The organism is Brevundimonas sediminis (assembly GCF_048799765.1).
Lineage (GTDB): Bacteria > Pseudomonadota > Alphaproteobacteria > Caulobacterales > Caulobacteraceae > Brevundimonas.
The window spans coordinates 120,704-130,129 of record NZ_JBLYQK010000004.1; the positions used below are offsets into that span (position 1 = coordinate 120,704).

The following is a 9,426-nucleotide window of genomic DNA, read 5'->3' on the forward strand; positions in this document are numbered from 1 at the left end:
GACAGCCGGGTCCGGTCGTCAGCCCCAGGCGCTGGACCCCGTCTCCTCGCGGAACTCGAAGTCGCCGTTGGTGCCGGCCGACAGGTCGCGCCAGGCGTTCAGTTCCGCCTGCAGGCTGTCGATTTTCGACTGCACCATGGCCAGGGCGTCCGTGCCTGCGCACCAGCGCACCGGCGGCTGTTCGGCGTCGGCCAGAACGATCAGCGCCTGTGCCAGCCTCACCGGGTCGCCCGCCTGGTTCCGGCTGCGGCTGTCGTAGAACCCCTTCAGCGCGGCGGCCGTCGCCGCGTAGTCGGCGATCGGGTTCGAGCCGTGCTTGACCGAGGTCGCTTCCAGGAAATCGGTGCGGAAGAAGCCGGGCTCGACGATGGTGGCGTGGATGCCGAAGGGGGCCACCTCCTGCGCCAGCGACTCGGTGAAGCCCTCGACCGCGAATTTGGAGGCGCAGTACAGGGTCCCGCTGGCGCCGCCGACGATGCCGCCGACCGACGAGACATTGAAGATCCGGCCCGCTCGACGGGCCCGCATGCCCGGTAGGACGGCGCGGGTGACGTGCATCAGGCCGAAGACATTGGTGTCGTACTGGGCGCGCACATCCTCGGCGGTCGATTCCTCGAACAGGGACAGGTCGCCGTAGCCGGCGTTGTTCACCAGCACGTCGATCCGGCCGAAGCGGGCCGTGGCGGCCTCCACCGCGGCGCGGACGGCGGCCGCGTCGGTGACGTCCATGGACAGGGAAAGCAGGGCGTCGTTGTCCGGGCCGAAGGCGGTGGTCAGGGCCTCCCGCCGGCGGGCGGTGGCCACGACACGCTCGCCGGCGTCCAGCAGGGTGCGAACAATCGCGGCGCCGAGGCCGCGCGAGCCGCCGGTCACGAACCAGACGCGGCCCTCGTTGTGGGAAGCAGTGGAGGTCATGGGAAGTCTCCTTGGTTGGGAGCCCCGGTATGCGCCGTCTCCCTGCCGGAGCCGTAGGCGGATCGCGCCAGTCTCTTGCACAATCCTGCCAGACAACGCGTGGGGCGCTTGTCTATCGAGGCAGGCGTGGATTGAATGTGGCCATGACCCGCTTGCCTGAACTCGCCAGTCTCGTCCGCGCCCACATGGGGGAAGAGTCGCCCGAGGGGGTGGGGCCCCTGAACGGCGCCGGGGTCCAGCTGATCGCCAGCACCCGGGTCACAGAGGCCCAGCAGGTGGTCTATGAGGCCATGGTCTGCCTGATCCTCGAAGGGGCCAAGACCACGACCCTGGGGGCCGAGAGCTATCCCTATCGGGCGGGTCAGTATCTGGTGGTCACGGACGATCTTCCGGTCAGCGGGCGGGTGATCGCCGCGCCCTATCTCGCCATAGGCCTGCCGCTGGACCCGGCCATCATCGCCGAACTGCTGCTGGAAAGCGAAGGCGCGATCCCGGAGGCCGCGCCGGTGCGCGGGCTGGCGGTCAGCGACATGGACGAGGACCTGATCGACGTCGTCATCCGTCTGGTCCGGCTGCTCGACCGGCCGGAGGAGGCGAGGGTCATGGCGCCCATGATCCATCGCGAACTGGCCTGGCGTCTTCTGCGCGGCGAGCGGGCCGGGATGCTGCGCCAGCTGGCGGCCGTGAACGGCCGGTCCGCGCAGGTGAAGCGCGCTATCCGCTGGCTGCGACAGCACTATGCCGAGCCCATGCGGATCGATCGGCTGGCCGAGGTGGCCGGGATGAGCGAGACCTCGTTGCACCGTCACTTCAAGGCCGTCACCGCCATGAGCCCGCTGCAGTACCAGAAGCAGATCCGCCTGCAGGAAGCCCGGCATCGCCTGCTGGCGCAGGGCCGCGACGTGGCGGGCGTCGGGTTTGCGGTCGGCTACGATAGTCCGTCCCAGTTCAGCCGGGAGTACGCCCGCCTGTACGGCCATCCGCCGGGGCGCGATCTCGAACGGCTGCGGGCTGATCCGGGACTGGCGGCCGTGGTCTAGCCGGCCTCGTCCTCCAGACCTTCAGCGCGCCGCTCGAACAGTCGCAGGGTCAGATCCGCCTCGAAGCCGGTTTCCGGGTAGCGGAAGTCCGACGCGCTGGCGCTGGAGGTGATCAGGCGCGAACCGAAGCCCCTGCGCTCGGGGGAGCGGACCGGCGGCCCATCGTGCTCGCGCCACTGCAGATGCAGGGCGTCGGCCTCGACGCGCCAGCAGATCTCGACCCGCCCTTCCGGCAGGCTGAGGGCGCCGTATTTTGCGGCGTTGGTCGCCAGCTCGTGCGCGATCAGGCCGAGGGTCAGCACATTCTCCGGCCCCAGCCAGACGTCCGGCCCGCTCAGCACCACCTGATCATCATTGTAGTGGCCGAACTCGGCCCTGAAGACGTCGCGCAGGTCCGCCTGCTGCCAGCCTTGCGCGGTCAGCAGGTTGTGGGTCGCCGACAGGGACAGCAGGCGCGCCTGGAAGGCCGCGGCGAAGGCCTGAACGTCGTTCGAGCGGCGCGCCGTCAGGGTGGCGATCGACAGGACGGTCGCCAGGGTGTTCTTCACCCGGTGGTTCAGCTCGTTGATCAGGATGCGCTGGCGGGCCTCGCTGCGCGCCAGGGCCTGGAAGGCGATCCGGTGGGCGGTGACGTCCTGGATGGTGCCCACCAGACGCAGCGGGCGTCCGGCCCCGTCCTGGGTCATCAGGCCCCGCACCTCCAGCCAGCGGCCATCCAGAAGCTCATAGTCCACCTCGTAGTCGTCGCCGTGGTGGATCGAGCGGTGCAGGGCGGCCTCGCGCCGGGCGTTGCTTTCGGCGGTGAGCAGGGCGGGGACCAGCGACTGGTCGAAGGTCTCGTCCGGTGCGAAACCCAGAAGGCCGCGGCCCTGTTCACTCAACGCCAGACGATGGCGGGGGATGTCCATCTCCCAATAGCCCATCCGTCCCGCCCGCAGGGCCATGGACAGCACCTGACGCTGGTCCATCAGGCTGGCGCCGAGGGCGAGCAAGAGCAGCAGCAGGGTCAGGCCCGCCACGGCGAAGGCGAACCACAGGGGCGGGACCCCGGGGGCGACCGCCGCGTCTCCGCCGGGGGCCAGCCGGACCGCCGCCATGGCCGTATAGTGCATGGCCACCACCCCGACGCCGAGAACGAGGGCCGCGCCCGCCTGCCAGCGGACCCGGGCGTTGCGCCGGACGGCCGCAAGGGCCGCGAACGACGCCAGGAAGGCGACGGCCACCGAGGCGGCGACCCAGCCCGGCTCATAGCTCAGGCGAACGGTGCTCCGGATGGCCGACATGCCCAGATAGTGCATGCCGCCGATGCTGAGCCCCATCAACAGGCCGCCGCCCAGCTGGCGGGTCAGGCGCGCGCCGGCGCGCCCGCTGAACAGGAAGGCGAGGGCCGTGCCCGCCATCGCCAGCGCCAGCGAGGCCAGGGTCCGGACCGGATCATAGGAGACCGGGACGCCCGGGTTGAACCCGAGCATGGCCACGAAATGCATCGACCAAATGCTGACGCCCATGGCGATCGCCGACAGGCCGATCCACTGCACGCGCGACCGGCCGTCATGGCTTCGCGCACGCCGGAACAGGTCCAGGGCGGTCCATGAACCGAAGACCGCGACGACGCCGGAAAGCAGCGGATAGATCAGCTGGTGGTCGTGATGCACCCCAAGGCCCCGTACAACGCCTTCCGAGTGTTAACTGAAGCCGCGACGCCCCGCTACAACGCACGCGTCGCGGGTGAAGCGGCTTTATCCCTGTCCTTGACGGGCGTTGGCGATACAACGGGGCATGACCACCACAAGCACCGACGTCGTCATCCTCGGCGGAGGCCACAACGGCCTCGTCTGCGCCTTCTATCTGGCGAGCGCCGGGCTGAAGGTGACGGTGCTGGAACGGCGCCACGTCGTCGGCGGGGCGGCGGTGACGGAGGAGTTCCATCCGGGCTACCGCAACTCGACCGCCAGCTACACCGTCAGCCTGCTGAACCCCCGGGTCATCACCGACATGGACCTGCCCCGGCACGGGCTGCGGGTGGTCGAGCGGAAGGTCTCCAACTTCCTGCCCCTCGACGACGGCCGCTATCTGCTGGCGGGGGAGGGGAGAACGCAGGGCGAGGTGGCGAAATTCTCGACGCGGGACGCCGGGCGCTTGCCGGAATACGAGCGGCGGCTGGAGGTCGTGGCGGCGATCCTGCGCGACTGGATCCTGAAGGCCCCGCCGAACCTGACCGGGGGCGGCTGGCTCGCGCAGCTCCCGGAGCTGGCCAGCGCCACGGCGCTGGCGCGACAGGGGCTGGCCCTGGGCGAGGAGGGGCGTCGTGACTTGCTGGACCTGTTCGCCAGGTCGGCGGGCGACTGGCTGGACGGCTGGTTCGAGAGCGATCCGATCAAGGCCCTGTTCGGCTTCGACAGCATCGTGGGCGCCTACGGCAGCCCCTACACCCCGGGTTCAGCCTATGTGCTGCTGCACCACGTCTTCGGTGAGGTGAACGGCAGAAAGGGCGTCTGGGGCCATGCCATCGGCGGCATGGGCGCGATCACCCAGGCGATGGCGAAAGCCTGCGCCGAACGGGGCGTCGACATCCGGCTGGAGACGTCGGTGGCCGAGGTCCTGACCGAAAAGGGCCGGGCGGTCGGCGCGGTGACGGAAGGCGGCGACATCGTCCGCGCGCGGGCGGTGGTGTCCAACCTGCACCCGCGCCTGTTGTTCGAGCGGCTGGTGGACGACGCCGTGGTCCCCGCCGACTTCCGCGCCCGGATCGGGAACTATCAGTCGGGTTCAGGCACCTTCCGCATGAACGTAGCCCTGTCAGAGCTGCCGAACTTCACCAGCCTCCCGGGGCAGGGCGATCATCTGACGGCGGGCATCATCATCGCCCCCAGCCTCGCCTACATGGACCGCGCCCACGCCAGCGCGCGGCTGGACGGCTGGTCGCGCGAGCCGATCGTGGAGATGCTGATCCCCTCGACGCTGGATGACAGCCTGGCCCCGCCCGGGCAGCACGTCGCCAGTCTGTTCTGTCAGCATGTTTCGCCGGATCTGGCCGATGAACACCGGGATACGGTGGCTGATCTGATGATCGAGACGGTCGACCGGCACGCGCCGGGCTTCAAGGCCTCGGTGGTGGGACGGCTGGCGCTCGGGCCGCGCGACCTGGAGCGGCGCTTCGGCCTGGTCGGCGGTGATATCTTCCACGGCCGCCTGACGCTGGACCAGCTGTTCAGCGCCCGCCCGGTGCTGGGCCATGCCGACTACCGCATGCCGGTCCCGGGGCTTTATCTGTGCGGCTCCGGCGCCCACCCGGGCGGCGGCGTAACCGGGGCGCCGGGACACAATGCGGCGCGGGCGGTTCTGAGAGATCTGAAATAAGGCAGTGGGCATCAGGCAAGAGTGGCTTGCTCCCGCCGGGCCGTTTGCGACCCCACTGCCTACTGCCTACTGCCTTAGCCGTTCTGAACCCCCATCGCCGCCATCAGCGCGTCGCGCACGGCGGCTTCGGTGAAGGGCTTCTGGATCGTGCGCTGGCCGCGCCAGTCGTCGGGAAGTCCGCCCTCGCCGTAGCCGGTTGAGAAGACGAAGGGCACGCCCCGATCCTTGAGGGCCTGGGCCACGGGGAAGATCTGCCGGCCGGCGACGTTGACGTCCAGCAGGGCGGCGTCCAGCGCCTCGTCACCGGCGACGAGAGCCAAGCCTTCGTCGATGCTTGAGGCCGGCCCCACGGGGGTGCAGCCCATGTCTTCGAGGATGGTCTCCAGCAGCATGGCGACCAGCGACTCATCCTCGACGATCAGCACCCGGCGACCCGACAGGGCATCAGTCATTCGTCTTCTCCCGGTCCAGCGGGACCATAAACTCCGCCGAGAACCCGGCGGTTGCGTAGTCAAGTTTCACCTCGCCCGCCAGATCGTGGCGGACGTTGCGTTCGATCAGGCGGCTGCCGAAGCCGCGGCGCGCCGGTTCGGTCACCGGAGGGCCGTCCAGCTCGCGCCAGCTCAGGTGGAGAACCGGTCGGGCCTGATCGGCGATGGACCAGTCGACCAGCACGCGCCCGTCGGGCGTCGACAGCGCGCCGTACTTGGCCGCATTGGTCGCCAGTTCGTGGAAGATCATTCCCAGCGAGAGGGCGGTGGCGGGCCCCAGTCCGACCGGCTGACCGTTCAGGCTGATGCGATGGGGGCCGTGGGCCTCGGTCTCGTGTTCCAGGATGGCCCGCAGGTCAGCGCCCTCCCAGTGACTGCGGGTCAGTAGGTCGTGGGTGTGCGACAGCGCCATCAACCGGGCCTGGAAGCTTTCGGCGAAGGTTTTCGGCTCGGTGTGGGACCGCGCCGTCTGCATGGCGATCGACTGCACCGTGGCTAGGGTGTTCTTCACCCGGTGGTTCAGCTCGTCGATCATCAGCTTCTGCCGTTCGGCGGCGATGACGTTGTCCGTGACGTCGTGGCCCTGGACGAAGATGCCGGCGACCTTGCCGGCGGCGTCGCGGATCGGCTGGTAGATGAAGTCCAGGTAGACGGTCTCCAACGGCCCGTCCGCCGTCCGCTGCAGCTTCACCGGCGCGGCGCGGCCCTCATAGGCCTCTCCCGTTTCGCGGACGGCGTCCAGGATGCTGACGAAGCCCTGGTCGGTGATCTCGGGCAGGGCGTCGCGCAGGGGCAGGCCGGTGATGTCCCGACGGCCGATCAGCTGGGCGTAGGCGGCGTTGTGGGTCTGGAAGACATGCTCCGGGCCGACCAGCACAGCCACGAACCCCGGCGCCTGCATGAACATTTCGAGCAGCCGGTTGTGTTCGGACTGCAGGCGGCGATTGTCCTCCTGCACATGTTCGGCCCGGCTCAGGATGTTGCCGCTCAGGACCGTGTCCAGGGCTTCGCGATCGGCGTCCTCCGCAACCCGGCGACGCAGCCGCTCCAGCTCGGTGATGTCGGTCGTGTGCTGCAGGATATAGACGATGCGGCCGGTGTCGTCGTGGATCGGGGTGTGGGTCGCGGACCAGAACCGGTCCTCCAGCTCCGTCGTGCCGTCCTCCCGGGTGACCGGGATGGCGTAGCGGATAAGCGCGAGGTGATCCGGGCGGTTTTCGGCCAGAACCCGCTCGAACGACGCGCGCAGCTGGCGGGCGTTTTCCCGCCCGTCCTCGGTCGGTCCGGCGCTGAAGACATCGAAGATGTTCTGTCCGATCAGCGCTTCGCGGGTCGCGCCGGTCACGGCCAGATAGGCGCGATTCATCCCCGCGTAACGCAGCTCGGGCGTCAGCAGCATATAGGGATTGGGCGAGGCGTCGAACGCGCTCGCCAGATCGACGGCCAGCCCGCCTGATGTCGCCAATTTCCGCAAACCGGAACCCCGCACTCTCGTTACTGTAACGCTTTGACCTGAACCGGGTTCCGGACGTCAACGCGACAAAACACTTCGTCATTTGAGCCGGGCGCCGCCGGGAGGCTAGGGTGCCGCCCATGATAGCTTCACTGTTGGCGGCCGCCCTGATGTCCGTGTCCTCGCAAACGCCTGATCCCGGCTTCCAGCCTCGTGTGACGGTGGCCCAGGGAACGCTGGTCGGGCGGCAGGTCGACGGGATCGACAGCTTCCAGGCCATTCCCTATGCGGCCCCGCCGACCGGCGCCGGTCGCTGGCGTCCGCCGGGCCCCGCGCCGGTCTGGGAGGACGAACGCGACGCCGGCGCGCCGGGCGCCATCTGCATCCAGCCGCCGTCGAACGGCGATCCCGGCGTCGGCCCGCTGCCGACAAGCGAGGACTGCCTGAACCTGAACGTCTGGGTGCCGGCCGACTCCTCGGGCGCTCCCCTGCCGGTCATGGTGTGGATCCATGGCGGCGGGCTGAACAACGGATCGGGCACCGCGCCCCTGTACGACGGCGCCAATCTGGCCCGTCGCGGCGTCATGCTGGTGACGATCAACTACCGGCTGGGCCGGCTGGGCTTCTTCGATCATCCCGCCCTGGCCGCCGAGCGCGCGCCGGGTGAGGACGCGGCCAACTATGGCCTGATGGATGTGATCGCGGCCCTCCAGTGGGTGCGGGACAATGCTGCGTCCTTCGGCGGGGACTCCACCAATGTCACCATCTTCGGCGAGTCCGCCGGCGGGGCCCTGGTCAACCGGCTGATGATCTCGCCGCGCGCGCGCGGACTGTTCCATCGGGCGGTCGTTCAGTCCGGGCTCGGGCGTGACCAGGGCACGCCCCTGACGGAGCTCCGCCCCAACGGCGACCCCTCGATGCAGGAGCGGGGCGTGGCCTTCGCCGCGGGGCAGGGGCTCGCCAACGCCACAGCGGCGGACCTGCGCGCGATCCCGGCCGAGCAGTTCCTCGCTCCGGCGCCCAGCTTCTACGGCGGCGACCTTCTGGTGCGCGACGACGGACTGATCTCCGAGGATGTCGAGACGGCCTTCGCCGCCGGCCGGGAGGCTCCGGTGCCCTTCATCATCGGCTCGAACAGCGCCGAGTTCTGGTGGATGAAGCCGACCGACATCAGCCCCTACGGCGCCATCGACGACGCCATGACGCCCGATGAGCGGACGGCCTTCCTGGCGGCCTACGGCGGGGAGGAGGGCTATAACGCCCACGTCCTCAGCGACCTGGTGTTCAGCGAGCCGGCGCGTCATCTGGCCCGGCTGCACGCCGCCAACGGCCATCCGGCCTGGGTCTATCGCTTCGACGTCGTCTCGGCCGCCATGCCCGAGCCGCACGCGGGCGCGACCCATGCCTCCGAGCGCCAGTATGTCTTCGACAATCTGTCGACCTCGCCCTGGCCGACCGAGGAGATGGACCAGCGTCAGGCCACCGTGATGGCCGACTACTGGACCGCCTTCGCCCGCACCGGCAATCCCGACGGCGGCGACCGCCCGGCCTGGCCCGAGGTCGGCGCCGACGGCGACCGTCTGCTGGAGTTCACCAACGACGGGCCGGTGGCGAAGGACATTCCGTTCAAGGATCGTCTGGACCTGATCGAGGCCTACTACCGGCGGATTCGCTAGGTGCGCCTGGTCCGGGTCGGAGCGGTGGTCGTCTGGGGCGTGCTCTGGTGCGTTTCGCTGATGCTGCCGGTTATTCCGGGTTATGTCGGCGGTACTGTGCTGCTGTGGGGGTGGTTCGCGATTTTTTCACTTCAGTTGGGATGGTTGGCCAATCTGACGCTGCCGGCGGTGGCGTTGCTGTCCGTCCTGCGCGGCGTTTCGGCGCCGGCCAAGGTCGTCATCGCGGCAGTGCACGTGTGTCTGACCATCAGCGCCATGTTCTGGCGCAGCGTGCCGTCTGAAGCGGGCCCCCTTGAAGTCGGGTCGTTCGGGCCGGGCTATTACCTCTGGATGGGCGTGATGCTCGGTTCGGCCGCTTTTTTGATGGTGACGCCGCTGATGGATGCGAAGTCGATCAATCGGCGTAAATTGGACACTTCCCCGACCGGTCCTGACCCGCGGTTCTAGCCGCGCACGACGGCCTGCAGAGGCCGCTTGTCCCTGCGGCTAAC

Annotated in this window: 8 protein-coding genes; 4 read left to right on the plus strand and 4 right to left on the minus strand. The window is 69.2% G+C overall.

Annotation, left to right across the window (positions count from 1 at the left end; translation table 11 throughout):
• Positions 1–18 precede the first annotated feature (18 nt).
• Positions 19–915, minus strand: a complete 897-nt coding sequence (locus tag ACLQ7T_RS04405; protein WP_420478319.1) for an oxidoreductase — start codon at positions 913–915, stop codon at positions 19–21.
• 143 nt (positions 916–1,058) lie between these two features.
• On the opposite strand from ACLQ7T_RS04405, the gene ACLQ7T_RS04410 reads away from it, so the two are divergent.
• Positions 1,059–1,955 carry an AraC family transcriptional regulator gene (locus ACLQ7T_RS04410; protein WP_420478320.1) on the plus strand — a complete coding sequence of 299 codons (897 nt, stop codon included), beginning with the start codon at positions 1,059–1,061 and terminating at the stop codon, positions 1,953–1,955.
• On the opposite strand, the gene ACLQ7T_RS04415 is transcribed toward ACLQ7T_RS04410, so the two are convergent.
• A complete protein-coding gene (locus ACLQ7T_RS04415) occupies positions 1,952–3,610 on the minus strand; it encodes an MHYT domain-containing protein (protein WP_420478321.1) in 1,659 nt (552 codons plus the stop codon). The genes ACLQ7T_RS04410 and ACLQ7T_RS04415 overlap by 4 nt on opposite strands.
• A 124-nt stretch (positions 3,611–3,734) precedes the next feature.
• Between ACLQ7T_RS04415 and ACLQ7T_RS04420 the strand changes: the two genes are divergently transcribed.
• The gene (locus ACLQ7T_RS04420; protein ID WP_420478322.1) at positions 3,735–5,315 is read left to right on the plus strand and encodes a phytoene desaturase family protein; all 1,581 of its coding nucleotides are present in this window, start codon (positions 3,735–3,737) and stop codon (positions 5,313–5,315) included.
• 74 nt (positions 5,316–5,389) lie between these two features.
• On the opposite strand, the gene ACLQ7T_RS04425 is transcribed toward ACLQ7T_RS04420, so the two are convergent.
• Positions 5,390–5,767 carry a response regulator gene (locus ACLQ7T_RS04425; RefSeq protein ID WP_420478323.1) on the minus strand — a complete coding sequence of 126 codons (378 nt, stop codon included), beginning with the start codon at positions 5,765–5,767 and terminating at the stop codon, positions 5,390–5,392.
• On the minus strand, positions 5,760–7,271 hold the full coding sequence (locus ACLQ7T_RS04430; protein WP_420478324.1) for a sensor histidine kinase: 1,512 nt from the start codon (positions 7,269–7,271) through the stop codon (positions 5,760–5,762). Before ACLQ7T_RS04430 ends, ACLQ7T_RS04425 begins: the two co-directional genes overlap by 8 nt.
• Positions 7,272–7,399: 128 nt before the next feature.
• Between ACLQ7T_RS04430 and ACLQ7T_RS04435 the strand changes: the two genes are divergently transcribed.
• Positions 7,400–8,935 (plus strand): carboxylesterase/lipase family protein, encoded by a 1,536-nt coding sequence (locus ACLQ7T_RS04435; protein WP_420478325.1) that lies wholly within the window; start codon positions 7,400–7,402, stop codon positions 8,933–8,935.
• Positions 8,936–9,382: a hypothetical protein gene (locus tag ACLQ7T_RS04440; protein WP_420478326.1), complete on the plus strand. Its 447-nt coding sequence runs from the start codon at positions 8,936–8,938 to the stop codon at positions 9,380–9,382.
• The last annotated feature ends 44 nt before the right edge of the window (positions 9,383–9,426 follow it).

Bases quoted from the DNA above. Each gene is read 5' to 3' on its own strand.
- ACLQ7T_RS04425 (WP_420478323.1), bottom strand. From the start codon at position 5,767: ATGACTGATGCCCTGTCGGGTCGCCGGGTGCTGATCGTCGAGGATGAG.
- ACLQ7T_RS04405 (WP_420478319.1), bottom strand. From the start codon at position 915: ATGACCTCCACTGCTTCCCACAACGAGGGCCGCGTCTGGTTCGTGACC.
- ACLQ7T_RS04435 (WP_420478325.1), top strand. From the start codon at position 7,400: ATGATAGCTTCACTGTTGGCGGCCGCCCTGATGTCCGTGTCCTCGCAA.
- ACLQ7T_RS04420 (WP_420478322.1), top strand. From the start codon at position 3,735: ATGACCACCACAAGCACCGACGTCGTCATCCTCGGCGGAGGCCACAAC.
- ACLQ7T_RS04410 (WP_420478320.1), top strand. From the start codon at position 1,059: ATGACCCGCTTGCCTGAACTCGCCAGTCTCGTCCGCGCCCACATGGGG.